The 24599-nt window shown below is 37.5% G+C and carries 36 protein-coding genes and 1 tRNA gene; 11 read left to right on the forward strand and 26 right to left on the reverse strand.

The window, feature by feature from the left end; genetic code table 11:
• Nucleotides 1–15 precede the first annotated feature (15 nt).
• From HYV86_07685 to HYV86_07705, 5 genes are all read right to left on the reverse strand, one after another.
• Nucleotides 16–462, reverse strand: a complete 447-nt coding sequence (locus tag HYV86_07685; protein MBI2573721.1) for a hypothetical protein — start codon at nucleotides 460–462, stop codon at nucleotides 16–18.
• A 267-nt stretch (nucleotides 463–729) separates the two neighbouring features.
• A complete protein-coding gene (locus HYV86_07690) occupies nucleotides 730–1479 on the reverse strand; it encodes an HD domain-containing protein (protein ID MBI2573722.1) in 750 nt (249 codons plus the stop codon).
• A 52-nt stretch (nucleotides 1480–1531) separates the two neighbouring features.
• On the reverse strand, nucleotides 1532–2623 hold the full coding sequence (locus HYV86_07695; GenBank protein ID MBI2573723.1) for a hypothetical protein: 1092 nt from the start codon (nucleotides 2621–2623) through the stop codon (nucleotides 1532–1534).
• A gap of 58 nt (nucleotides 2624–2681) precedes the next feature.
• Nucleotides 2682–3122, reverse strand: a complete 441-nt coding sequence (locus tag HYV86_07700; protein ID MBI2573724.1) for an NUDIX hydrolase — start codon at nucleotides 3120–3122, stop codon at nucleotides 2682–2684.
• Nucleotides 3109–3546 carry a hypothetical protein gene (locus tag HYV86_07705; protein MBI2573725.1) on the reverse strand — a complete coding sequence of 146 codons (438 nt, stop codon included), beginning with the start codon at nucleotides 3544–3546 and terminating at the stop codon, nucleotides 3109–3111. Before HYV86_07705 ends, HYV86_07700 begins: the two co-directional genes overlap by 14 nt.
• 129 nt (nucleotides 3547–3675) lie before the next feature.
• Between HYV86_07705 and HYV86_07710 the strand changes: the two genes are divergently transcribed.
• Nucleotides 3676–4287, forward strand: a complete 612-nt coding sequence (locus tag HYV86_07710; protein MBI2573726.1) for an NUDIX hydrolase — start codon at nucleotides 3676–3678, stop codon at nucleotides 4285–4287.
• On the opposite strand, the gene HYV86_07715 is transcribed toward HYV86_07710, so the two are convergent.
• The gene (locus HYV86_07715; GenBank protein MBI2573727.1) at nucleotides 4277–4648 is read right to left on the reverse strand and encodes a hypothetical protein; all 372 of its coding nucleotides are present in this window, start codon (nucleotides 4646–4648) and stop codon (nucleotides 4277–4279) included. The genes HYV86_07710 and HYV86_07715 overlap by 11 nt on opposite strands.
• A 291-nt stretch (nucleotides 4649–4939) precedes the next feature.
• Here HYV86_07715 and HYV86_07720 point away from each other — a divergent pair, with 291 nt between their 5' ends.
• From HYV86_07720 to HYV86_07730, 3 genes are read left to right on the forward strand one after another with little or no spacing between them, the layout of a single operon-like run.
• Complete coding sequence (locus tag HYV86_07720; GenBank protein ID MBI2573728.1) at nucleotides 4940–5152, forward strand: RNA-binding S4 domain-containing protein; 213 nt, start codon at nucleotides 4940–4942, stop codon at nucleotides 5150–5152.
• 9 nt (nucleotides 5153–5161) lie between these two features.
• The gene (locus tag HYV86_07725) at nucleotides 5162–5701 is read left to right on the forward strand and encodes a DnaJ domain-containing protein (GenBank protein ID MBI2573729.1); all 540 of its coding nucleotides are present in this window, start codon (nucleotides 5162–5164) and stop codon (nucleotides 5699–5701) included.
• Between the two features lie 17 nt (nucleotides 5702–5718).
• Nucleotides 5719–6327, forward strand: coding sequence for a hypothetical protein (locus HYV86_07730; GenBank protein MBI2573730.1), 609 nt, complete (start codon nucleotides 5719–5721; stop codon nucleotides 6325–6327).
• A 15-nt stretch (nucleotides 6328–6342) separates the two neighbouring features.
• Here the strand turns inward: HYV86_07730 and HYV86_07735 are convergent, their stop codons facing one another.
• Together HYV86_07735 and HYV86_07740 are read right to left on the reverse strand one after the other, a co-directional pair.
• The gene (locus HYV86_07735) at nucleotides 6343–6717 is read right to left on the reverse strand and encodes a hypothetical protein (GenBank protein MBI2573731.1); all 375 of its coding nucleotides are present in this window, start codon (nucleotides 6715–6717) and stop codon (nucleotides 6343–6345) included.
• Nucleotides 6714–6998, reverse strand: a complete 285-nt coding sequence (locus HYV86_07740) for a hypothetical protein (GenBank protein ID MBI2573732.1) — start codon at nucleotides 6996–6998, stop codon at nucleotides 6714–6716. The genes HYV86_07735 and HYV86_07740 overlap by 4 nt, the downstream gene beginning before the upstream one ends.
• Before the next feature lie 97 nt (nucleotides 6999–7095).
• Here HYV86_07740 and HYV86_07745 point away from each other — a divergent pair, with 97 nt between their 5' ends.
• Nucleotides 7096–8349, forward strand: coding sequence for a hypothetical protein (locus HYV86_07745; GenBank protein ID MBI2573733.1), 1254 nt, complete (start codon nucleotides 7096–7098; stop codon nucleotides 8347–8349).
• On the opposite strand, the gene HYV86_07750 is transcribed toward HYV86_07745, so the two are convergent.
• Nucleotides 8318–8938 (reverse strand): hypothetical protein, encoded by a 621-nt coding sequence (locus HYV86_07750; protein ID MBI2573734.1) that lies wholly within the window; start codon nucleotides 8936–8938, stop codon nucleotides 8318–8320. The two genes, HYV86_07745 and HYV86_07750, sit on opposite strands and share 32 nt — an antisense overlap.
• A gap of 95 nt (nucleotides 8939–9033) precedes the next feature.
• Here HYV86_07750 and HYV86_07755 point away from each other — a divergent pair, with 95 nt between their 5' ends.
• Nucleotides 9034–9429, forward strand: coding sequence for a hypothetical protein (locus HYV86_07755; protein ID MBI2573735.1), 396 nt, complete (start codon nucleotides 9034–9036; stop codon nucleotides 9427–9429).
• Between the two features lie 59 nt (nucleotides 9430–9488).
• Nucleotides 9489–10172, forward strand: a complete 684-nt coding sequence (locus HYV86_07760; GenBank protein MBI2573736.1) for a hypothetical protein — start codon at nucleotides 9489–9491, stop codon at nucleotides 10170–10172.
• 8 nt (nucleotides 10173–10180) lie between these two features.
• Here the strand turns inward: HYV86_07760 and HYV86_07765 are convergent, their stop codons facing one another.
• The 4 genes from HYV86_07765 to HYV86_07780 form a co-directional block, all read right to left on the reverse strand.
• A complete protein-coding gene (locus tag HYV86_07765) occupies nucleotides 10181–11926 on the reverse strand; it encodes an ABC transporter ATP-binding protein (GenBank protein ID MBI2573737.1) in 1746 nt (581 codons plus the stop codon).
• Between the two features lie 68 nt (nucleotides 11927–11994).
• A tRNA-Arg gene (locus tag HYV86_07770) sits at nucleotides 11995–12151 on the reverse strand.
• A gap of 66 nt (nucleotides 12152–12217) precedes the next feature.
• A complete protein-coding gene (locus tag HYV86_07775) occupies nucleotides 12218–12997 on the reverse strand; it encodes a DUF814 domain-containing protein (protein ID MBI2573738.1) in 780 nt (259 codons plus the stop codon).
• Between the two features lie 90 nt (nucleotides 12998–13087).
• Nucleotides 13088–14209, reverse strand: a complete 1122-nt coding sequence (locus HYV86_07780) for a hypothetical protein (protein ID MBI2573739.1) — start codon at nucleotides 14207–14209, stop codon at nucleotides 13088–13090.
• Between the two features lie 110 nt (nucleotides 14210–14319).
• On the opposite strand from HYV86_07780, the gene HYV86_07785 reads away from it, so the two are divergent.
• Both HYV86_07785 and HYV86_07790 read left to right on the forward strand, forming a co-directional pair.
• Nucleotides 14320–15069, forward strand: coding sequence for a Type 1 glutamine amidotransferase-like domain-containing protein (locus tag HYV86_07785; protein ID MBI2573740.1), 750 nt, complete (start codon nucleotides 14320–14322; stop codon nucleotides 15067–15069).
• Nucleotides 15070–15141: 72 nt separating this feature from the next.
• Entirely contained in the window at nucleotides 15142–16248 is a 1107-nt protein-coding gene (locus tag HYV86_07790; protein ID MBI2573741.1) for a LamG domain-containing protein, read from the forward strand.
• A 79-nt stretch (nucleotides 16249–16327) separates the two neighbouring features.
• Here the strand turns inward: HYV86_07790 and HYV86_07795 are convergent, their stop codons facing one another.
• Together HYV86_07795 and HYV86_07800 are read right to left on the reverse strand one after the other, a co-directional pair.
• Complete coding sequence (locus HYV86_07795; protein ID MBI2573742.1) at nucleotides 16328–16717, reverse strand: PIN domain-containing protein; 390 nt, start codon at nucleotides 16715–16717, stop codon at nucleotides 16328–16330.
• Nucleotides 16714–16914: an AbrB/MazE/SpoVT family DNA-binding domain-containing protein gene (locus tag HYV86_07800; protein ID MBI2573743.1), complete on the reverse strand. Its 201-nt coding sequence runs from the start codon at nucleotides 16912–16914 to the stop codon at nucleotides 16714–16716. The genes HYV86_07795 and HYV86_07800 overlap by 4 nt, the downstream gene beginning before the upstream one ends.
• A 380-nt stretch (nucleotides 16915–17294) precedes the next feature.
• Between HYV86_07800 and HYV86_07805 the strand changes: the two genes are divergently transcribed.
• Nucleotides 17295–17624 (forward strand): (2Fe-2S) ferredoxin domain-containing protein, encoded by a 330-nt coding sequence (locus HYV86_07805; protein ID MBI2573744.1) that lies wholly within the window; start codon nucleotides 17295–17297, stop codon nucleotides 17622–17624.
• A 14-nt stretch (nucleotides 17625–17638) separates the two neighbouring features.
• Nucleotides 17639–18247: a methyltransferase domain-containing protein gene (locus HYV86_07810; GenBank protein ID MBI2573745.1), complete on the forward strand. Its 609-nt coding sequence runs from the start codon at nucleotides 17639–17641 to the stop codon at nucleotides 18245–18247.
• A gap of 14 nt (nucleotides 18248–18261) precedes the next feature.
• Here HYV86_07810 and HYV86_07815 read toward each other — a convergent pair whose 3' ends face one another.
• The 11 genes from HYV86_07815 to HYV86_07865 all read right to left on the reverse strand — a co-directional run bounded on the left by HYV86_07815 (nucleotide 18262) and on the right by HYV86_07865 (nucleotide 24586).
• Entirely contained in the window at nucleotides 18262–18699 is a 438-nt protein-coding gene (locus HYV86_07815; GenBank protein ID MBI2573746.1) for a response regulator, read from the reverse strand.
• Nucleotides 18700–18744: 45 nt separating this feature from the next.
• Entirely contained in the window at nucleotides 18745–19233 is a 489-nt protein-coding gene (locus HYV86_07820) for a hypothetical protein (protein MBI2573747.1), read from the reverse strand.
• On the reverse strand, nucleotides 19196–19645 hold the full coding sequence (locus HYV86_07825; protein ID MBI2573748.1) for a DUF504 domain-containing protein: 450 nt from the start codon (nucleotides 19643–19645) through the stop codon (nucleotides 19196–19198). The genes HYV86_07820 and HYV86_07825 overlap by 38 nt, the downstream gene beginning before the upstream one ends.
• Entirely contained in the window at nucleotides 19642–20088 is a 447-nt protein-coding gene (locus HYV86_07830) for a DUF504 domain-containing protein (GenBank protein ID MBI2573749.1), read from the reverse strand. The genes HYV86_07825 and HYV86_07830 overlap by 4 nt, the downstream gene beginning before the upstream one ends.
• A 68-nt stretch (nucleotides 20089–20156) precedes the next feature.
• On the reverse strand, nucleotides 20157–21329 hold the full coding sequence (locus HYV86_07835) for a type III PLP-dependent enzyme (GenBank protein ID MBI2573750.1): 1173 nt from the start codon (nucleotides 21327–21329) through the stop codon (nucleotides 20157–20159).
• A gap of 101 nt (nucleotides 21330–21430) precedes the next feature.
• Nucleotides 21431–22003: a peptidylprolyl isomerase gene (locus tag HYV86_07840; protein MBI2573751.1), complete on the reverse strand. Its 573-nt coding sequence runs from the start codon at nucleotides 22001–22003 to the stop codon at nucleotides 21431–21433.
• A gap of 116 nt (nucleotides 22004–22119) precedes the next feature.
• Nucleotides 22120–22620 (reverse strand): L-alanine exporter AlaE, encoded by a 501-nt coding sequence (gene alaE / locus HYV86_07845; protein ID MBI2573752.1) that lies wholly within the window; start codon nucleotides 22618–22620, stop codon nucleotides 22120–22122.
• A 57-nt stretch (nucleotides 22621–22677) separates the two neighbouring features.
• The gene (locus tag HYV86_07850; GenBank protein ID MBI2573753.1) at nucleotides 22678–23175 is read right to left on the reverse strand and encodes a hypothetical protein; all 498 of its coding nucleotides are present in this window, start codon (nucleotides 23173–23175) and stop codon (nucleotides 22678–22680) included.
• Nucleotides 23175–23705, reverse strand: a complete 531-nt coding sequence (locus tag HYV86_07855) for a hypothetical protein (GenBank protein ID MBI2573754.1) — start codon at nucleotides 23703–23705, stop codon at nucleotides 23175–23177. Before HYV86_07855 ends, HYV86_07850 begins: the two co-directional genes overlap by 1 nt.
• The gene (locus HYV86_07860; GenBank protein ID MBI2573755.1) at nucleotides 23705–24181 is read right to left on the reverse strand and encodes a hypothetical protein; all 477 of its coding nucleotides are present in this window, start codon (nucleotides 24179–24181) and stop codon (nucleotides 23705–23707) included. The genes HYV86_07855 and HYV86_07860 overlap by 1 nt, the downstream gene beginning before the upstream one ends.
• Nucleotides 24182–24190: 9 nt before the next feature.
• Nucleotides 24191–24586: a hypothetical protein gene (locus HYV86_07865; GenBank protein MBI2573756.1), complete on the reverse strand. Its 396-nt coding sequence runs from the start codon at nucleotides 24584–24586 to the stop codon at nucleotides 24191–24193.
• Nucleotides 24587–24599 lie beyond the last annotated feature (13 nt).

A 24599-nucleotide genomic window follows, 5' to 3' on the forward strand; every position in this document is an offset into this window, starting at 1 on the left:
ATCATACTTTGATCTTCATTTTTTTACTCCTGAACGATCAATTACTGCGTGAATTTTTCTATTTTCTTGTAAATATTCCTGATTATTATTTAGGAGTGTTTCTTCTCTTATTTTGTCAATGTCTGGATTAATTGCTCTTGCTATTTTATAATAAAGATCTGAATTCTTATTGAAAAAAATCTTTCCATTATCTGCAAGTTCAAACCAGGCAAATGCATTATAGTGATTCAATAAAATTGATTTTTCAAAACAATAGGTATCGTTATGAAATCTACCCATTAATTTTAACTTAAGCCCTTTTTGAAACCAACCCTCTGCAGTTGAAGGATTTATTTTCAAAAAGTCTTTTATCTTTTCAACTAATCTAAAAGGAAAGTATTCTTTTCGCTTGGTTTTAATTATGGAATCTATCCCCCCTTCTATCAAATTTTCCAATTCGTTATCTTTCTTAGATTCTTTCATTTTTTTCTTTTGTTGTTTAATTTCTTAAAAATAGGGTAGGTGATTAAGACAGTTAAGATATAATAAAAAAGAGTTACCAATAAACATACCCCCAATAAACTCCAAAGCCCGTTTATTTGAGGTTTTAACTCTTCATATAAGACAAAAAACAAAGCGGAAAGCAATCCAGAAAACACTGCAATTAAGAAAAGAAAGTTATGTTCTTTGAAAGTGTACTCATCCATGATAGGTTTAAAGATCAAACGTATATAAAATTTGTTAGGAATTTTACGCAAGCAGCAGATCAATATATTGTATTGGTCCTTTGTAATCTTCTCTCATAATTCGACGTACTTTATCTGCTGGAAACGGTTCTTTATACCCACGTCGACATGACAATGCATCATATTCATCAGCGGCTGCAATGATTTGTGCATCAGTTATAATCTCTAAGTTCATCTCACGGCGCTCACGGGTTCGGCGTTCCACACCCCGACGATAATCCCACCCAGTCATGTGAGGAACACTTGTCATAAAAGAATAGCGTTCGACTTCTTGGGGATCTACACTTCGATGATAACGATGATAATTCCTAGGCATCATAACTGCCCGTAATCGTCTCTCCATTTCACGTCGTTGTCGTCCTCGTGGATAAGATCGTGATTGGAATTCATGATGTGCAACGACCATCAAAGGTACTTGCGCAATACTAAAATCACCTAATTCATTAAACCCGATTCGCGGATGCTCTCTCATTCTTCCATATTCCTCATCATTAAGAGGGCCAGGTTTAGCAAGTATACAATGCGAAACTCCTAGTTTACCAATGTCATGCAGTGCTCCTCCATATCCTAACCCCAGCAAGCGAGCATCATCAAGCCCCATCTGTTCACCAAGATGAATCGCAAATCTACCTGTTCGTACAACGTGCCTATAGCTATCTGGATGATACGATCGAAGGCCTTTAAGACGCAATAATACTTGTGGGTCACGTAGAATTCGCTGATAAATTATATTCCCTCGTTGTGAGAACTCCATAGTATAGGGTGCGTCTAATTCTATAAAAATCTTACGAGAAAAATGAGTGGCTTTAAAGTCTTCTCACAACCCCATTTGTTGCATCTAGTTCAATAAGATCACCGTCCTGAAGCAATGTCGTGGCATTCTTGGTCCCAACGACACAGGGTTTGCCTAATTCTCTTGCAACGATTGCGGCATGACTTAATATCCCTCCTTGATCGGTAATAATACCAACTGATTGTTGCATCAACATGACGTGAGCTGGTGTGGTCATAGGACAAACTAATATATCTCCTTTCTCAAGATTTTTATTGTCAGTATGCGAATGTATTACCTTCGCCTTACCTTGTACCACTCCTACATGCGCACTTTGTCCCTGAAGCAACGAGCTCGAACGAGAAGAAGTAATAACGGGCATAAACAGGTTGTACATTTCAGCTAAAGTAGTATTGTAATCGATAAACCAAGTACCAAATTCATTAGAAGTTGAGGTCTCGAAATAGCCTTGAAGGTAATCCTCGAAGAATTTTGCGTTGAGTGTGTGGGTAATTTTCTTTCTTGTTACTTCATCATTGACACTGATTAACCTGAGTATCTCTTCGATTTGGTGTTGTGCATCAAGATCAGGTTGACTTAATTTTAATTGTTTTAAATCGTAGGAAAAAACAATAGGTTGCTGTGAATCATGAAACCCTTGTGTAAGCTGATGATGTCCTCCTTTGACAATTTCACCAAAAATACCCTTTGAATTCACAATAAAAATCGTGGACCACAATGAGGTTTCTGGATGAGGAACAAAATCTGCTCGATATTTTGTAGGATCAATTTGTTGTTGGTTGAACCAAGAAATGGAATTTGATATTGTCTGTCCACGTGTGCGTAATTTTGGCAACGCAGGGTCAGTAGGCATAAGTCTTAATGCACATAATTCTGTTCCATGCTCAGCGACAAATTTCTGAAATGCCAAACTATTCTGATCAATATCAAGAGCACTGAATTGATAGGGTTTATCAAACGGCAATCCTATTAATTCATTTAAAACCCGAAGCCGTTCTCGCTTCTCATTATCCTCAACTCGTAATTTTTGTGCTTTTGAGTGTTTGATCTGCTCAAACCAATCTGTAAGAGAAATCTGCGTTTGGTAAAGATGAGGCAAATCCATAACTACTAGTGCCAAGTTGAAGGTATATAAACTTTTCAGGGATCAAGAAGAGAAAAGACTATGACTTATTTGTTGAAGTTAATCGCATGTAGTCTTGCATAATCTGATAATGGTCGAACACAAATTTATTTTTTTCTATCTTGATTTCATCTAAACCTAATAGCATTACTCTTGTTTTACCTGCTTCATCTTTGATACTACCACTTGCAGACCCATATACTGCTGTTGAAATCTTTGGTCCACGCGGGTCTCTATCTGGAGAATCGTATATCCCTAATTCTCCTGTTATAACTAGCTCAAGACCAGTTTCTTTTCTAAATTCACGAAGCGCGCACTCTTCAACAGATTCTAATTTTAGTTTCAGTCCAGATAATCCTGAAAGATACTCCCGTCTTCCTCCGGGTAACGCATAACCTGAAGGATAGTTGAGTCTCTCTATGCATACAATTTTATCTTGGTACAAAGCGATCACATCTGCGCAATATTCAAGAGCAACCATTTGAATACCCCTGATTAATACTATGTATGGTATCTAAAACGGAGGGGAACAGTTTCTCCTCAATCCCAAGGAAAACTTTTTGTGGTTTCTCTGTTGCGATTCTATTTACCACATCTTCTAGCCCTACTAAGTTAGTTCTTACTACTTCATGTGTAGGGACAGAGTCGCTACTCCCATCATATGAGGAGCTTGAGTACTTACTTGCAAAATATGCAGCAACAATGTATTCTCCATTTGGATCAAAATCATTTGCTTTTCTCACGTTTCTTGCTAAGATTGGCGTGTCTTGAAGATTTGAAAGAGCAAAAGCCGTTGCCTCTTCTTTCTCATCAAATGTTCTCAATGCATCATACATCATTCTTCCTTTACATTTTTCCATTTTTTCTCCATTCAAATCTCGTTTGAACAAAACAAAATATGTCATTTTTTTACCTCCACATCTTCACCCTACTTAGCGTAGAAAGTACGTTAATATATAAACTTTGTGTAAAAAGTACGTTAAGTTGGCGTACAGGGGACGTAAATTTATAAACTCCCTAGAAATAAACCCAACATGGTTCAATACGAACACGCACGAGTAGCAGTTGATCCTGTAATAATTACGATTCATCAAAATCAGCTTAAAGTATTTCTTGTAAAACGTGAAAAAGAACCTTTTAAAGGAAAGTATGAACTTCCAGGCGGACTTTTACAACCAACAGAGAAAGCTGAAGATACAGTTATTCGAAAATTGCGCGAACTAACTAGCTATAAAAATCCAATATTAACACAATTTCATACATTTACCGATCCTGAACGTGATGTGCGTGAGCGTACAATTTCCATTGGTTTTATTTGTCTTCTTGAACAAAGCACTATTCCTAATATTACTGAATTTCATCTAATAAAAAATTTGCCTTCTTTAGCGTTTGATCACAAAGAGATGATTCAAAAAGCTTTGGAATTTCTCAAATTAAATATTTCTCCCGCACTCCTAAAACACATTCTTCCTCCTTTTTTTGCTCTTAATTCTCTTCAGCTAGTTTATGAACTTATTGAACAGCAATCATATGATAATAGGAATTTTCGAAAGAGAATGATTGCAGCTGAAATTGTAGAAGAAACAGATAAAATAGAAACTGACGTGTCACACCGTCCTGCGAAGTTATTTCGATTTAAAGTGTAATTGTTAAATTTCTTTTAATCCGCCAAGGATATATCAAAGATCCCACATATACCTCCGGACCACCATATTGATCTGAAGTAATATCAACCAGAAGTAGATTATCTAATAGAAGAAAAGTATGGTTATATTCTCTGTATCTTCCCTGAACTATCTTTCCTCCTAATTTCTTCTGCAAATATACTGTTGCTAATCCACAATTAAGTGTAGGAAATAATTCTTGTGCTCTGAGAAGAAATAACTCAATATCTTCAATGCAGGTATATTGTTGGTATAAATCACGTAATTCATTAGAATTAATGGTGCCCTGCTCAAAGTCTTTACGAACCGTCAAAGCAACTTTTCTAACTCTTTCAAGATCCATGAAAGTAATTTGGCTCACTTAGATATAAAATTTTATAAACAGCTCTAAAAACAACCCTCTTGACGCCAGTGTCGCATAACTCGGAAGCAGCAAACTGCTGAGGAATATTGCGCAGGTCTTGAAAGAACTATCCAACATAACCTGTCCCTCTGGGATTGTCGGTTCAAAACAACCTTTTAGAAAAAAGCTTGACCAAAACAAGCCTAACTGGTTATGAAAGTCCGGCCACTGGCGCTCATTTTCTTAATTTCTACGCAAGAGTTATAAATACGCCCCCTCCCGGTGATTAAAATGTCTCAATACATTGAGCTCAATGACTTCCTAAAGATCAACAATGTTGCATCAACAGGAGGACAAGTGAAAATCATCATCCGCTCTGGCGTTGTTAAACTCAATGGTGTTATTGAAACGCAAAATCGCAAAAAACTCGTTGTTGGCGATAAAATTACAGTTGAGAACAAAATATTCATCGTCGACCAAAGTGTCGTACGAGAACACCCATAGGTAATCAAAATGACATTAATCAAAACCAAAGGACATGAATTTAATCTATCTCCAATTCGCGATTCGTATGATCGTCGTGCTATCCAATTTAAAAACAGTATTATTGCTGCACTCAAAAAAATCGGCGTTACCGAAAACGATGTTGACATAGACGTGCAACCTAATGCTCGAATGGCAGGTCAAGCATCTGCCCGTTGGTATGCTGAAGGATATTTAATGCAATATAGTCATCAATCTCAACCAAAATACGCTGAAAATCTCGCCGTTGTGCTCAAAGTTATTGAAAAAGAAGTAGCTCTTCTTCTAGAAGGTGTTAAACCATTTGAAGATTTCATTTCTACATTCACCGAGAAAAAAGACATTGATAAAACCCGCAAAGAAGCGCGTGAAGTTTTAGGCGTTGAACCAAACTGCATTGACTTTGAGATTATTACTAAAAAATACAAAGCTCTTGCTAAACAGTATCACCCCGATGCCCCTACGGGAGACACTGAAATGTTTAAGAAAATTAGTAATGCGTTTAATGCGCTTAAACGAGAATTGCAATAAATTTGTAAGCGAAGACAATGGCATTTTTAGACCATTCAGGACAGATAAAAACATATACTGAAACAAAGCTTAAATTATTGCTTTTTAGTCATCCTGTAATAAAATTTATATTTTTTATAATCTTAAATTATGTTCTTACTCTTGTTTCTAAATATTTTCCCAGTAATTTTTTCCTAAGAACACTCACCACTATCGTAAACATCGGCATTGCCATCTACTTTGTTTTAGCTATAATCTACATCCTTCATCGAAAATGGAAACATCTTATGAGCCCCAAGAACGTGTTCTCTTTATTGTGGGCGTATGTCTTTTTTGTTATTGTTATAATCCTCGTTTTTTCAACAATTTTTAGTGTTATAGAATTAACCGGATTGGGTTATCTCAAATATGGAAGTTGCTCAGACCAATTTGATACCTTACTGGTTGATCAAGACCCTCTTGCCTCACACGATTTTTTCTATTTTTCTGCAGTGACCTATTTCACTGTAGGTTACGGCGATATCTGCCCCATGGGTCTAATGAAATTTGCTGCCATCTTTGATGCACTGGTTGGACATCTCGTTTCTGTGATTATTGTGGCATTAATCATCAATAATTATTTACGTAGCAGAGAAGACCAGAAATAATATTATCTACTAAAATCAAACTTTTTCTTTTTTTGAATCTCGTTTCTCTTTTACTCTTCCTTTAATCTTTTGTATCCTTGCACCCACAGCCCGATGAAACTGCTTTGTTTTTTCAACCGCTTTTTGAGTTCCTTTTTTGACTGATTCTTGATAAAATTGATATGACACATATCGTCGCACTGCATCACTATATTCTTTTCCAACCCACCAAACACCTAAAAACAATAGCGGCCAACTTACAAAGTAAATTATCAAAGAAGCGTAGCGAAGTGCTACATCATCAAAATGGAGAAAAAAGAGAAACGTAGTGACCTTTCCAATAATAAAGCTCAAAATAATCAGAAAAATTCCTAAGTAGAACTTAACCGAAAAACGATATTGTCTGATCATTCGAGTAGATCATGCACACTCACAACGGCGCTGCGCACTTTATCTCCTTTATTACAATAAGGGCAACTAGGAGTATAAGATTTAAACTTGTAGTGGCAACGGTCGCAATTATAGCTAATTTTGCCTTCTGCTTGTTTTTGGGCACTGCGTTCTTGAGTTTTTTTGTGGCAACCATAACACACATATTTCTTTTCTTTACCTGGAAGAAGTAATGCTGATGCTGGTTCAACCATAGTGCCACACATAGAACATTCAATTGGAACTCGTAAGATACCTGTCATAAAATTTTGGCACCAACACTACTATAAAAATCTTGTGTATAAATTTATTTTATGCTCGCTAAACTTTATATACGCGGGGTCTTTTTTACCCTATACCGTGGATACAAAATCTATATTAAAGAACATACAACCTACTACCTCACAGCGTAAACTCTTCTATGAAACTGCATCCATTGTTTGTGATAAAATAAACGCCGTTAGTCCCTCTGCTCATGCCAGATTAGGGGGAAGTGGTGCGAAAGATACTTGGCTTGCAACCAGCGCAGATATTGACATCTTTGTAGCGTTTCCCTACGAACAATATCATGAAAAATCAGCAGTTCTCTCAGACTTAGTAGAAAAGTCCCTTCATAAATCATTTCCTGATATCCCTATCCAACGTCTCCATGGTAGTCGTGACTATTTTCAATTTCAATATCACCATTACCTGATTGAAGTTGTTCCCATTATAGAAATCACTAAAGCATCTCAAGCCTGTAACATCACAGATGTATCGCCCCTGCATGTAGCATGGGTTAAAGATCAGGGTAAAAATCTTGTTGATGATATTCGTCTTGCCAAACAGTTCTGCAAAGCGCAACGAGTCTATGGCGCAGAATCTTATATTGGGGGTGTAAGTGGTTATGTTGTTGAGATCCTCGTCATTCATTATGGTTCATTCGAAAAATTTGTTCAAGCTGTCACCAAATGGAAAGAGGGACAAGTAATTGATCCCACTCAATTCTACGCCAAGGGTATGGCGCGATTTAATCTAAACTCTTCCAAAATGCGTTGTCCTCTCATTGTAATTGATCCAGTAGATAAGAATCGTAATGCTGCCGCAGCGCTCAACATGTCACGTTGGCAGCGTTTAAAAGTGGCAGCAACTAAATATCTCAAAAATCCAGATACTTCATTCTTTACTCTATTTCCTTTCTCAGTTGATTCTCTCAAAATCAAAGCAGGAAAAAATAAACTGCTTTGTTTCCATGTGATTCCGTTAGAAGGTAAAATTGATGTAGTTGGCGCAAAAATGATGAAAACGCATGAATATATTGCGCAACATCTTGAACCATTTGGGATCGTTGAAACCGATTGGGAATGGTCTAATGGGAAGAATGCATTATTTTATTTTATTCTCAAAAAAAATAAACAACCTGCAACTCAACGTATCCAAGGTCCACCTACACACATGAAAGAAGCAGCTACCGCATTTTGCGCTAAACATAAAGAGAATGTAGAAGAAGATGGCAAACTTGTTGCTCACATTGCAGTTCGTTATCCTCTTCTTGAAGATCAAATCAAAGTACTTCTCGAAAGTGCATATGTTGCTTCGCGTATTAACGGCGTTGAAGATTTGAAGATAGTCTAGTTAATGTAGTCAACTTAGTAGATGCTCTTTTCCATTTTCGCTTTGCTTTGCGCGTTACCACTCCACGCTTTTCATTTAATTCTGCTAAAGAATCAACCGTAACAAAATGTTTAAACAAACGTGTTTTGGAAAGAACTCGGGCAATTCGTGCGAAAATACGTGTTCCTCGTCCTGCCTTAGTTGCAGCTTCAACAATCTTTTCCTCTCGTGCAACCAAAGCTATCTCTTTTCGCGCCTCGAGTCCTTCATGTAGTAAGTCCTGACCTAATATTACTCCTCGTGTTGCCTGAATTCCTCCAAACAAAAATCCAATACCTCGAAACATAAGCCCTAGCGGTAAAACTGCCAAAATATCCAGCCAGTAATTTTTAAAGAAATAGGCAGTGCTCTTGGCACGAATAGCAAGAAAAATAAGATCAATGACAAAAATAGCAATAATAATCCCATCGATGATCTCAACGGCAAAATTAAGAGTATGATTTTCAATATGAAAGAAAACTTCATAGATAATAATTGCTGCAAGTACAACAATAGCATAAGGAATAAGTTTTGCGTTTTTCTGTTCTACTTTCTCCCAAAATGGATTCATAGTATGTAATATCTCTTTTCCTCTATTTAAATCCAATTTACCTCTCCCAAGTGAAAGCCAAAAGTATAAAAGCAACCTCCTCTCTCCATTTTTCTATGTCGATGCCTATTAAAGCAAAATGTCGCGTGTGTGGTCAATTTGCTCCACCAGAACAATTTAAACTTCATTTTGAATTACGGCAAATGGTCTGTCCTAACTGTTTTAGTGGCAAAAAGAAACCTGCCGATGAAGCTAAAGAGAAAGAAGAAGCGCAAAAGAAAATGCCTCCTGGGTGGGATAAAGAGGACGAGTATCTCGAAAAAATGGCAGCGAAGAAAAAGGAAAGTCCTACTCTTAATGCATATACTCGTGTTCCTGGCGCAGATCATTACATGTGCCGCTGCCCTGTCTGTAAATATCAATTTAAGTATGATCCTGTCAAGAAAATTCCTGCTCGCTGTCCGTATTGTGGCGCAGACTTGCCTGCATTTAAGTCGTTTAGTTTGATGTAGGTTTTAAATTTATTTTTCTTAATAGAATCTTTTTAATTAGATCTCTTTTTTTAGTTATCATGAACGCTTCTCAATATTTAGACTTCGTTCGTAAACAACGTACTACTCCCGCTAGAAATGAAAGAGCCTATACTGGTTCTATTTTTGACGAATTAGAAAATTATTTTGCATACAACCCTCATGCGCGATGGCTTGAATTAGGTTGTGGTTCGTACACGCAGGCACACCGGCGGGCAGAGGAAAATATGTGTGCTCCTCATGATGTAGAATCCTTGGTAAAACGAGGATGGACTGATGTAACTGGAGTAGATTTAGTTCCCCTTGGAAAAAGAGCAACTGGGTGGAGATTTATTGAGGGAGACTTATTAGAGGAGGAAACGTGGGAGGAAATTGGGCTAGGATATGATATTGTAAGCACGACACATCTAATTAGTTTCAATAGGCAAAAGACAGTGAGTCCAGGATTTAGACCTAGGGGTATGGATGTATTCTCAAACGAATTTCTCCCAGAAAGATTGTTAGATAGCTCCCATTATTTTTCGGGGGTAGATTATTTGTTACAAAAAATCTTTGGTGCTTTAAACAATGGTGGTTTAGTAAGAATTAATTCGGAACATCTGTTGAGAAAAATAGGGGCGTATTTTGTGCCAGAAGAAGGGTTTAGTTTATCAGGCAATGAGGGGATTGATTTGAGATATTTGTGTGCAAAACCGTGGACGGTTCCATGGTTGGTACTTCCCTAGATTTTTTTCTACTCCCTTAACTCTGCCACATTTTGCATCGATACCATCCGAGCAAACGCGCCTTTCTTTTTTAATAACTCTGCATACGTTCCTTTCTCAACAATCCTGCCAGCATCCATAACGATAATCATATCGGCATGTCTAATAGTGGATAATCGGTGGGCAATGATAATCGTTGTCTTCTTTCCAGCAATAGAAAAGATCGATTTCTGAATGGCTCTCTCCGACTCCGAATCAAGTGAGGATGTTGCCTCATCAAAAATATAAATCTCTGGATTTTTCAACAATGCGCGAGCAATCGACACGCGTTGTTTTTGACCACCAGACAAACGAATCCCTTTCTCTCCAACAACAGTATCATAACCTTTGGGAAATCCTGCAATAAATTCATGAGCATGAGCTTTCTTAGCAGCTGCAATAACCTCTTTAAGCGACGCAGTAGGTTTAGCAAATGCAATATTTTCTTGAATGGTTTTATTAAAAATTTCTACATTTTGTGAAACTATCGCGATATTTTTTTTATACTCTTCAATAGAAAGATTTCGCAAATCTGTATCATCAATTTTAATTGCGCCCTTTGTCACATCATAATGTCGTAATAACAATCGCACTAAGGTAGTCTTACCTGATCCTGATCGACCGACTAATGCGACAACCTGCTTAGGTTTAATCATTAAAGAAATATCATGAAGAACTTGCTCTCCTTCAGCATACGAGAAAGATACTTTATCAAAATGAACTTGACCTTCCACACGTGTCACTTGTTGTGCTTTCGTGACATTTGCAATCGCCGGTTTTTGTTCATAAATTCCTACTAATCTATCAATAGATTCGACTGCATCTTCTAAATAATTATACAATCGACCAATACGAAATGTGGAGAGAAATGCTCTCTCTGTAAGAGTATATACTAACACTACTGTTCCTGTACTAATGCTTCCCTTTAAAACCATCCACATGGCAACTCCTAAAGTTGCCCCGCGACCGAAAGTAATAATCATATCCCTTCCAAAAAGATATCTCTGTGAATGGACTTGACGTTTAATCCCATTATCAAAATAGCTATCTAATAATTTGTTAAATGTTGAGAGCTGACGATGTTCTTGTCCATAATCTTTCACCGTGGTAATATTAAACAGACTTTCTCCTAATTCTCCCGTCGCATCCTCAAAGTCACGGTGATACTGCTTTCGAAACGGTTGTACTTTTTGCGACGCATAAATCGTAATAAAAATTAAAATGGGTGTAAACACCATAAAAATTAATCCAATTTCCCACTTAACATAAAAAAGCAATAGTACCGTTAAAAACATCTGCATGAGTGTAGGAATAAACTCATTAAACGTAAACCACACTAATTCCGAGAGTTTCTGGCTTCCTTTGACAATTTTTGATACCTGCGAGCCCGTATTATATTGTTCATGAAACCCAAGATGTAGTTCCAATAGCTTTTTCTTAATACGTTTAAGAATCAGTGTTTCATATGTTAATCCCCATTCCCACTCTGCATTCTTGGCAAAATAATCAATGACTCCTAAAATAATATAAGAGGTCACTATACCACTAAAAAATAAGATCAATCTGCTTGTATCTGTAGCATCTGTTGTAAGATGATCCACAATTTCTCGAAGAAAAATAACCGGAACAAATTTTACTGACTCATAGAAAAATGCAATACTAAACCCTTTGAGAATTCCTGTCTTGATTTCCGGAACAATCGTAAAGATCTTTTCTAAAACATGTCTCTCACGCATACAAGAAAGATTTCCTTTTAATTTATATAATTATAGAAAGACATAATCTATTGCTCATGGAAGAAAAGCGCCCCCGCGCGGATTTGAACCGCGGTTCCAAGCTTTTTGTATCAAGAAACTCTAAACATGAGTTTTCTTACACCGCAAGCTCGTGTCCTATTTGCTTCAACTTTTGATCAAACTTTTAGCTTGCCTAAAAGGTTGTCCAAGCTAGACTACGAGGGCAATAGGTAAGCAAAACCTGCCTTTCTTTAAAAAGGTTATGAGAAGATATAGTTTGTCCAAAAAGATTTACTTTCGAATCTCGGCCCCACCGCTTGGCACAAAGCTCATAATCTCATCTAAATCTGTCAGCCCTAATTTATTCTTAATTTTTTTTCCAGTATCACTTTTCTTCTCTTTACCTGAAACCAAAACTACATACTTGTCTGTTTTTGCGGCAACTGCTTGCACCGGACCGCCAACAACCTGTCCCTCTACATTACCTATCGCATACTCCATTTTAGGATGGTAAAATTCACGCTTTCCATAGATCATAAAGCTTCCTTTACTCATATATTCTCCGGGTTTTGCCTCTTTACTTACCTGATCAGGTTTAACACTAAACACCTCTGCAGCACCTAATCCTAATTTCCACGCTTTCGAGAAAACGGCAACCGCTTGCGCTGTCTCTTGAATTGTCTTCTCGCCTGCCTGTTGTCCATTCTTAACTACAAAAAATGGAGATCCTGGTGCTTCCGTATGAAGTACTATGTCTTCTTTATCAAGATGTTTCTTAATGATAATCTCATTAGTGGTTGCATCCTTACCACCAATACACAAAAAATTCTCTGAAGAAAAAAACCAATGAAATTTCTCATACCATTCTTTCTTGCGCACAACTTTGGATTGTTTTTTCTCTTCTTCTGCAAAGAATTTCGCTTCTTCAGTTCGTAATTTCTCCAATTTTTTCTGCGTATCTAGGATGATTGCTTGTGCGCCTAAAATCTTCTTCTTTGATTTTTTCGCGAGATCAAAATAAATTCCTGCATTTTCATCTACAGATTTCTGCAGGTCGAATTCCATTTGCATACACTACTAAAAGAGAAAAGAGGTTAAAAATGTTTAGTTAGTTAACTAATATCTCACTATTAAAGTTACCATAAAACTCTCACAATTCTTCTATTTGCCTGCTGCTTCTATTTTGTCAAATCCTAATGCCACAAAACCCAATAGATTCCATGCGCCTTCTTTACCATTGCGTTCCATCCAAGGAGCATACCCTGCATTAATACCTAAAGGCACTATTCCACCTACTTTAGCTCGTAGATTAATTTCTAACCCTAATTGAACCGGCATCTCAAGTGCGGCTGCTCCTTCTACTGCGGGTCTTTGGGTTGTTAATCCCCAAACTCCTGCGCCAACACGGTAATGAGGATGAAGAAGTATGCTTGCCGCTGCACGTGCATCTAAAAACAAAGGAGTTCGAACTTCATTAAGATTTGTTCCTGGAAATGGTATTTGTGGGCTGACAAATGAACCTCCTCTCCAAGCATTATATTCATCTGCATGCCATTCGCCTCCTAATCGTACATCTCCCGTGAGATTAAGTCTTTGTCCAGTTCCAAGTTGGGCATGAAATAAACTCCCTACTGTATGTTGATAATCTGAAAGTTCTGGTGAATGTGATCGATATCCCGGACGAAATTCTTCTTCAACAAGAAGTCGTAATTCAAATCCCTGACGAGTGCCAAAAATAAGATCTGCATCCATTTCTCTAAATTTAAGATCCAGTTGCGGTCGTACCAAAAGATGATTGCTTGGAAGCTCTCGCGAGGTATCCGAAGTTTCATCATACATCTTATACGCGCCAAACACACTCGCGCGCGCATCAAATAATCCTGTTGTTAGCGTGACAAAAGTAGTCATACCTGCTTCATGAGCAGTACTTTCTTCCTCTTTTTTTCTAGAACCGTGCTCATAATCCCGATAATTACCCCATGATATGTAATTCATACGCACATCTAATCCTGTGCCAATCACACCTCGGTGATGAAATTGCGCAAAACCACTTAACGAATCTGCCTGAATTAAAAGATCCCATGGACTTTGTTCCAATTCTGTGTAATAATTAAGTCGTACAACCGGCGTAAATGTTCCCTCACCATTTAGCGGCGTATCTGCCCCTAATACTGCCATAAAATGATAAGGTTGTTTTGGTTCATACGTTTGCGCAGACGCGGTGTTCAAAGTCACAGTAGCCGTAGTAGTGAACAGTAATGCAGTTGGAAGAGAATAATTCATTTTTTTCTAATTCATCACCCAATTTATTAAGATTGTTTCAATTTTACAGACAAAAGAATTTGAAAATAACTATCCCAAGATATATAAATTAAAACAGTATTGTCTCTCTCATGGGTAAAATAGTCTCCATAGGTGGGGGTTCAATTGGCTTTCGACGTACTCCTCAAACTACCAAAATCGATCAAGAGATTATCAACCTTTCTGGTAAAAAGAAACCCAAAGTGCTTTTTATCCCTACTGCAACTCATGATTCTGCTGAATACGTTGAAGCATTTCATAATCATTACGAAAAACGCTTAGGATGCGATGTCAAATCATTACTTCTCTACGATGCAAAGTATAAACATATTGAGATAGAAAAGATGATTTTAAACGCCGATATTATCTATGTTGGTGGTGGAAACACCCTTAATATGATGAAGACTTGGCGTAAGTTTGGTGTTGACAAACTTCTTCACAAAGCCTACGAAAAAAACATTGTATTATGTGGCTTAAGTGCCGGTTCGATTTGTTGGTATAACCAAGGCAACTCTGATTCTTGGCGTGACCACAACAAAAAAGCACCATTAATCCTCGTTAAAGGGCTTAATCTTGTTAACGCAGTAGGTTGTCCTCATTACGACAACGAAAAAGACCGCAAGCCATTTTTGAAGAAAATGATGCAACATCATACTGGTGTTGCCATTGCATTTGATAGCTGTGCCGCCTTTGAAATAGTTGGTGATTGGTATCGCGTGATTACATCAAAAAAAGGTGTCGGTTGTTACAAAGTATACTGGAAAGAAGGCAAGTACTATTGCGAAAAAATAAGACAACGAAAAGAGTTTATGCCGCTGAAGGAATTGCTTGTAAAAGGATAGATCCCTCGAAACGTTTAAATCCCCTAAATTATTCTTATAATTGATGAAAAGAGAGGCTAGATCATTCTGGTTATGCTCTTGTTTTTAACTCCTCTTGCTTTTGCAGTGCCTGACATCACTTTTGTTAATCCAACTCCAAGTAATAATGCATGCACTGGTTCGAATACGTCTTTTATCGTGAATACAACCATTACGGAAGCGAATCTAGGGTCAGTAACGTATTCTTTTAATGGAAGTAATGAGAGTTATGAATATTATAATGACAGCTTGGTTTTAATGTTGAATTTTGATAATGCGAGTGGTTTGGGGGAGAATGATACCTATGTTGTTGATATGAGCAGGTATGGAAATAACGCAACAGCGTACGGCGGGCTTTTAGCGAACGGGAATGGGAAGTATAGCGGGGCATTTAATTTCGATGGAAATGATGATTATGTGAATCTTAGTACAGATACTAATTTTGCCCAGCTCCAAGTAAACATGACCATTACTGGCTGGTTTAATGAGAACGGAGCAAATGGCAACCCTACAATTTTTTCTCAATACAAAAGCGTGGGAAGCCATCAACTAGTAAAATTAGTGCGCCTCGATAGCGACAAAGTGAATTATTTTACATCCACTTCAAACGGAGGTTGGCAAATGCAAACTCATACTACGCCGTACACAGCCAACATCTGGAATTTTTTTGCTATTATTGTCTCAGGAAACTATACCAATCCCTCGTTGGCTATCTGGCTGAACGGCGAGAAACAGTCTTTTAGTCTTTCGGCGCTAAGTACGACACCTGATACAACGGTTCTGATCCAAATCGGCTGGTCACAACGGCAGCTAGGAGGCGAGCAGTTTGGTGGTCTGATAGATGAGATACGAGTTTTTAACAAGAGCGTAAGTGATACTGAGATTTATGGGTTGTATGCTGGCAATCTTCGAAAGTATAACTCCAATGCCTGGGAGTTGTATATCAATCAGGCCTATAACGTGACAGACGGATTACAGAATGGCCCCTATAATTATTTTGTCAGCGCGACCAATAATACTGGAAGCGGAACGTTAAGTAGTGTTCGAATTGTTAACATTGGTCCTGCTTCTGCTGCGCCAGAATGGAGTGATTATTGCGTATTATTGATACTTTCATTAGTCATTGGTGGATTTTTTATGATAAGAAAGAGAGTGCTTTAGTAATGAAAAGCTTTGGTTACGAACAGAAAATCAACACAAAAAAAGTGACTACCATTTATTCTCTGCGACTTTTCAGAACTTATCGTATCATTAAGACTTCACTAAAACCCCTAAAATCTTCATCAGCTGTAACTGCCATTGCAGATAAGACTTGAGCTGTGTGTAAAACAAAAGCATCAGCTAGGCCAAACTTAGTTCTTTCCTTACGTATTTTGGTATGGATTTTCCCCACTTCTTCTGCAAATTTGACATCCATGGTATAAATAGAAGAGATAGATAATATAATTTTTCTCGCTTCGCTAAAATTCATCTCTTTTTTCTCAAAAAAGCTACTTAATTCTGCAATGGTGATTATGTTAGTATAAATCTTATTCTCATCATTTTCTAGGATAGATTTGACTTTTTCACCTTTTTTACTTCCATTAAAATACTCAACCCAGGCACTTGCATCTACCACAAATGAAGTCATTCTAACTGTCCCCTCAATTTTGATTCTTTAGAAAAAGAACCCATTCCCTTGCATAAGCCAAATCCACTTTTTGCTAGTTTTCGAATTTCTATTTTAACCGTTTGATTCTCCACTAATCCTTCTTCTTCAACTATTTCTCGTGGGATAGTAACCATTAATGATCCGCCGATTTTACGAGTTTTTGATATTGTTTCCATATATAACTCATAATATAACTTATTATATATAAAGTTTTCTTTGAAATTTATCCTTATTACACCAAATCTTATTTTCAGTCTTAGACGTATTCAAAAATAACGTCGTTTCCTAATCTAGAGATCAAAAAAATACCTCCTCTTGTTGTTGAATTCTTTAATCTGCTAATTCCACTTGTGTATTCACAAGTGGTTTACTGCAATTCTAACATTGCTTGGAATTAGCAGGGTCAGAAATTCGACCCGAGCGAAGCGAGCATGCCGTCCGGTCTATTGACCGGCGGTGGTCGAATTTCTTTGACAGAGGAAGGAAGAACGATATGGGTCACTTGAGTTGATTTAAAGTAGTAATTATTAAAAGTAAACTAAAATATTCTCCATTTATGCAAGACCTTCCATTCAAACCGCGCATGCATGTGTTCATCTGTGTGAATGATCGTACTGGACAACCCAACGATCCTAAGCCTAGTTGTGGTCCTACTATATCCACAGAAATGTACAAAGAAGTTAAGCAATGGACGCGTACACAAGGGTGGACAAATCAAGTCTATGTTACTAAAGTAAGTTGTCTTGGCTTCTGTAATCCTGAAGGTGGTGTGATGTGCGTCTGGCCACAGGGGCGATTTGTCAAGGGTATACAAACAGTTGATGATATGAAAAAAGTCATCTCTGAAGAATATGCAAAAGTTATGAAAATATCTCAGAGTAGGTAGAGAAGAGGTACAGGATGGTAACTAAAGACAATTATATCGAATGCGACGTGTTAGAACAACTTCCTACACTCCATCGCGACAATTACAACTTCGAAACGGAATTCCTTACTTCCCATCTTCCCCAAAATGCATCTGTTCTTCAAGTAGGCTGCATGGATGGAACACGGCTTTTACGACTTCATCAACAACGTCCTGACTTAGAATTATCCGGCTTAGAAATAGAACAGGATTTAGTTCTTACAGCCCAAAGTCTGCTTTCCCAACATAAAATCCCTGCAACGATTATCCATGGAGATATTACTGCTCCGCCCCCTCTCACTCATTATGATTATGTAGTATGTCTTAACCACACACTAGGCTACATTCCAGATCAACACAAAGCCATTGAAATGATGAAAAAGTTAGGAAAACATGTTATCATTTCAGTATATGGCGAGATTTGGACGCCACAATTAGCTCAAGAATATTTCAAAACGCTTAAACTCTCTATTAAAGAAACCCATCATAATAAATTCATTCTTAGTGACGGATGGCCGATTCATCGTTATACTAAACAGCAAATAGAAACATGGGATGGAAAAATAATCAAAACACCGCTGGGAAGTCTTGTTATTTTTTCTTGAATTCTCTCTAAAATTTAGTTTTTTGCTAAATATAAACTCAATAACCCTTCTAAAACATTTTTTCCAGTTAAATTTAATTGTCGCATAAATTGTATCATTGTCTGCTCATCACATTGGCCATAAAGAACATTTTTTGGAATAAATCCCGCAGCTCCAGCATTTTGCCAAAGTCGGATATACTGATCTCTCTCTGAGCTATTACTCATACCATAAACTGGGGTATGTATCTTTTTCTCCCGTACTCTTTGACAAACGTCATATCCGTTCATTATGGGCATTTCTGTATCAACAAAAGCAAGATCTGGAAGAGTACTCTGACCAAAATAATTCAATCCCTCTTCTGCAGATTTTGCGCATTGAACATCAATACTTGAATCAAAAGACCTTCGAATCACCCTTGGAAGAATTACATGTACATCAGGATCATCGTCTACAATGAGGACTATAGACATAAATCACACTAATTAAAGTAACAATATAAACTCTTTGACATATTTTCAGCAGTTTTTGACTTCTTCAACTAACAATGCTTGTTCCGTGCAGATTTGTTCTTCATCAAAAGGAGTAATTTTTGGCACGATTTCAATTTGCTCTACTGCGCCATTTTCTTTAAGATTATACACAATTTTACCTCGATACGTTCCTGCTTTAGGCATCTTTGCTTTAACAAGATCTTCTGACTGAGAACCATCCTCACCTATAATATTAACTATCAATCCCTCAACTTTAGAATTCTTGCCATTTTTAACGGTAAATTGTATTGTCTTGGTCTTTGTATCATAACAAACATGTTCTTTTCCTTTCACCATGGCTAATGCTAATCCAACTTCAACTGGACATTCCGCTTCTTCTTCTACTTGAGCACTTCCTAAATTCATTACGACTACGCCTACAGCTACTGCAAAAGAAACTAGTAAAAACGTCGCAATGATCGGCGTAAGCGCTTTCTTATGCACTCTGCGGTGCTTTCCAATAGGTTTGACCATTATGTGTTATCTCTTTAATTCTATTTGCTGGTATAAATATTTCTCCGCCCTGTCCAACAAACACAAGGAAATCTTTTTCAAGCTTCTTAAGATTATGTGCTGGTAGATTAACTATTTTATTGCTAGCTTTATCCAAATAAGTGACAGAAAGTTCTTGTCTTGAAGGATGTCTGTGTATCCGATCGTAAATAATCTCTCCTTGTTTAATCTCATCAAGGGGAGTAACATCTTTAAAGATAAAACTTGAAAGAGTTAGCATTAATACTCCTACTCCTAAACTAACCAATGGGTTTGCTAAATACCCTATGTTTCCCACTCCATCCCACAGTCCTGTCCAAAAAAAAACGACACCCATCACTCCGAAAAGGAACCAAAAGTACTTCTTCACTTTCTCAGTATGTAAGACCATCATGCCCTCCAATAGATCTTATCATTTTGAAAGATTTTTTTAACACGATGAATAGGAATAAAAAATTCCTGTTTAGTAGGAAGCACTACAATTAAAGCGGTTTCGTCCAACTGACTAATCGATACTGCCGGCACTTCTACTTCTTTTTTTTGAACTTTATCATAATATTTTATTTTAAATTGATTTTTTTGAGGATGAGCCATAATCCCTTCAAATCGTGTTACCAATGCTTTCTCCATACCACCAAGCGGGTCAAACTCTTTGAACACAAGACCGGAAAATGTTAACATTGTCAGTCCAATAAACAAGAACACAAAGGGGTCACCAATCACATCACTTACTACAGGAATAACATAAATTCCTTCCCATACGCCTTTCCATGCTAAGATAATCGCTGCTGCTGAGTACATAGACCAGAGAAAATGACGATCTTCTTCACGTAACATCTAAATAACCTCTTTTGAAGAACTATATTTAGAGGGTATAAATAGCTTTCTGCTTTCTCAATTACCTTTTATTTCATCACATACACTTTCAACGGTGGAAATCCATTAAATCCCACACTACTTACCTGCCAAGTATATGCACCTGTAGATAAAAAGTACAATTTGTCGCCTTCCTTGATATTCGCAGGAAGCTCATAGCGAAAATGTTCATATAAAATGTCGTGACTATCGCACGTTGGACCAGCCAGAATAAACTCTTTCATTTTACGAGAGTCTAATTTTGTCATGATGGGATACTTGATTGCTTCTCCCGCGCATTCATCCAACCCATTCCAGACTCCTGCATCAAGATACATCCATTCACATCCCATAGACTTTGATTTTGTAGCAATCAACATGACTTCGCTTACAATAACTCCCGCAGTACCAACCATGTAGCGACCAGGTTCAATAATAATGCGTGGTAGATTTTTTCCAAAATGAAATTTGAGTGATGCAGAAATTTTCTTTCCATAATATTCTAACGAAGGACTTTGCGAAAGATAGTGCGAGGGCAACCCTCCTCCTAAATTGAGCATTTCTAATTTAACGCCTTCTTTCTCAAGACGTTCAAAAAGATACTTACATTGCGCAATCGCTTGGTCCCATTGTTCCACATCGTGCTGCTGTGATCCAACATGAAATGATAACCCATAGGGAACCAAACCTTCCTTTTTGGCATGATGCGCAAGTTCTCGAATAATATCGGGATGTGCGCCAAATTTACGTGACAGTGGCCAATCTGCCCCCTCACCATCAACCAACAACCGAAAAAAAACTCTTGAACCTGGGGCGTATTTAACCAGCTTAAGCATATCTGAATGAGAATCTGTTGCAAACATACGTATGCCCTTTTTGTAGAAATATTGTATATCTTCTATTTTTTTAATTGTGTTACCAAAGCTAATACGATCTGGTTTAACTTTAAAAGCAAGAAGTTGATCCAATTCATAACGTGAAGCGATATCAAAAGAACATTTTTGTTTTAACAGAGTTGAAACGACAGCCGGATGTGGGTTTGCTTTAAGCGCGTAAAAAATCTGAGCAAAAGGAAGCGCTTTTTGCAGTTGCAAGAAATTATGCTTTACTCGTTGTGGATCAAGTATCAAAAAAGGCGTTTTTTTCCCTTTGGCAAATCTTTCAAATTTCCCAAATCCTACTTCTTTTGCAATCTTCTTTGTTTTAAGATAGTACTCAGGCATAAAACACAGAACTATTTTGGTTTATTTAAAATCTACTTTTTCAAGCATCAATATATCCGAAAGATGCTAACCATAAAGAAAAAGTTAAAACAAAGAAAAATTTATTCGATACGCACTTTTAACACCACCACATCTTCTAATGGTCGATCTTGGCTGTTTGTCTTAACAGTAGCAATGGCGTTAACAACATCCATACCGCCAGTTACATTGCCAAACACTGGATGCATACGATCTAGATAATTGTTATCTGCGATATTGATAAAGAATTGGCTGCCACCAGTATTGGGTCCAGCATTTGCCATAGCAATCGTTCCACGAACATTTTTCATTTCTTTATGAAACTCATCTTTGATATTGTATCCAGGTCCGCCCGTTCCCCATCGACCTTGTTTAGTGGGGTCCTTGGAAAGAGGATCTCCTCCTTGAATCATAAATCCATTCGGGGGTGCTTTAGCAGGACCAATCACTCTATGAAAACGAGTTCCATCATAAAATCCAGATTGGGCAAGCTTGATGAAGTTTGCTGTTGTAACGGGCATCTTATCTTCAGCCAGTTCTAGAGTTATTGTCCCAAGGGACGTTTCAAAAATAGCGTGTCGATTTTTCATAGTTTCACCACATGATGTTAATAATAGAGTCAGTGCTACGATACTTAATATATAGATAGCTTTCATAAATTATTAATGAGAAGAAGTGCTTTATATTATTTTAGTAAATGCATTGACATTTTGGATAAAATCCTGCATTTACTATATAGTAAACGAAATGGCGTTAAGACTTTTTTCGTTTACTATTTGTGGGGGTTCTCTTGTGCCAATTCAACTGAGGTCTTCAATCCCGCTCGTTTTCGGCAGAAGTTTATCCAGAGGTTATAGGTGGGGGCCATCCAAATAGAAAGCATCCCTGCTGATTCAATAGAGTTCTCAACTTTTTCACGATGAACTTCACCAGTGGTGATATAGTCGGCAATGGCGACAATTCCTGCATAAAACGGAGTTTGAAACGTATTAAACGCAATGAGATCTGCAGCACGTTCTCGTAGGAAACGATACGAAGCGTCCTTCACAGCTCCAAATTGATGATACCAATGATCTTGCCATTTGCCATAATAACGTCCTGTCGCGTAATTGACTCCAAAGCTTTGTGAGCGTGAAGCCAGCATTCCTGTGATTGATAAACCAGAGTATAAGTCTAGGGGAACGCCTATTGCTAATGAATAGCTAATACTTGCAAGCCGATCGATCTTTTTGTATTTGCGTTCGGTTTGGGTGACGAGAGAATCAATGGACATTTTACAAGAATTATTTTCCCAGTTCACAAAACCTAAAATGTAATGAGGGTAGGATGTTCATTTCTTCCCTCCCAATGCCTCATACACCCAACGAAAAGTCTCTTCAGTAAATTGTCCTCTTTTTGAGTTGATGCCGATAGTTTTTCGGTTAATCATCTCAAATTCAATCATGTCATATTCTCTCAGATCATATTCTATCTCTTCGAGGGGGATAAGACCTTCTTGAGTCTGACGTTTATACCCTACACTAGCATAGAATAGTCGTTCAAGCTGACTTTGATTAGGGCCGTAAGTATATTTTAAGATTAAACGATCTGGATCCTGGCCAAGATCGGGGATTACATCTCGCTCTGCAAAATCACATCGTAATTCATAGCGTTTTATGGAAGGTTCGTGTAGAAACAACCTTCTCCCATTGCGAAACGTCCCAATGCTAAATCTACCGTCAACTTCTGTGATGAAAAATCTGCCAATATGTGTTCGGTAAATATCCTCAGTAAGTGCTTCGACAACACGATCATGAATTCTTACAATGGTATGTTCTGGGTATTCCATTATGGTCTGCCTCCTAAAATATCTTCAAAAAATAGTCTTAGAATACTATCAGCCTGAACAACAGAAAGATTAGATTGAGCACTGTATTTTCCATCCTGCGTAACTCCAAAAATAAGTCTATGTTTTCTTCTTGAATGTAGGGATAAAAAGATGCTCTGTTTTCCATCACCTGCTAGTGTTCCATCTATACTATTGTTTTGGTATTCCTGTGACAGTTCAAGAACATACGATCCATCACCACCAAATCTGCATGCAAGATCCACAAGCGATCTAGAAGGATTAGAATCTTCCATCTCAGGTACAAACTGCCTATGGAAATATTGGGCAGAAAAATGTCCAAATTCAACTATATTCCATTCAATTCCATTTACTTTTGAGAAGAAACGTCCTACATTATCAATTCTGGAATCAAGAACTTCACGTTGTGGTGCTTGAGGGTCATAATACTGTTGGTTGAGTTGCCTATATTCACTAACTTTACTGTTTGCATATTGTACAACGTCTTGCAGTGTAGGTTCTATGATTGTCATTATCTCTCCTCCAATCTCAAAAAATCATCTTCTAAAACATCGAAGAATCGAGTTTTTCCAGTTAGTTTCGCGTAAACGCTTTCCATAAAGTGAGAGTAGATTTTCTGTACACGATCTCGGGTCGCATCACCATCATGTCTACTTAGAAAAGTCTTCCAAATGTCTTTTCCTCTTGAAACACGAAGAGATTCAAATCTTCCCGTAAGGCCATTTTCCTGAGTTTGAAAACCCCATTGGTCTTCTTTGACGGGATCTAGAGATATTTCTAATCTTGAATTTCGCATTGGTCTCTCGACACCTGCATTATTGATATCACAAAAATAAGCTCTTAATTTTCTACCATCATTAAATAAAGTTTTAACCGTGTAATGTCCTGGAAAGCCTTCTGTCTGAGAACCATCTAAAGTAAATTCATTGGTGCCATATTCTACTAAGTATCGAGCAATTGCTTGTGATGTTTCAGATAATTCTCGCATCTTCATCCCCTACTGTTTCTGCTGGTAACTCTGTCTTACCTTAGAAAAAGATCCAAACAATGCCTCTTGTGCCATCGTGGCTGCATCGTCTACTCCAAACGTAGGGGTCTCATAGTGCGAGTTTACCAACTTATTCCTTTCAACTAAGCGTTGATAATGTCTGAGTCTAACTTCGAGATTTTCTTTGTATGCAACAACGTGCTCAGGCGTTAATTCTCGTCGAATTGTTCTTCTCGATCCTGTCTCCTGCTTCTTAAAATCAACAACTCCATTACTCTCTACTCCAAAAGTATACAATTGTGTGAGTGGTAAGTGCATTGTAGCAACTACTTCGTCATTTTTACCTTCTAAATCAGCGCATCCAAGGCGTTCAAGGATTGTTTGTGTAAATTGTGCATCATACATAATATTCTCCAAA

The organism is Candidatus Woesearchaeota archaeon (genome assembly GCA_016188115.1).
Classification (GTDB): Archaea; Nanobdellota; Nanobdellia; order Woesearchaeales; family GW2011-AR9; genus JACPIK01.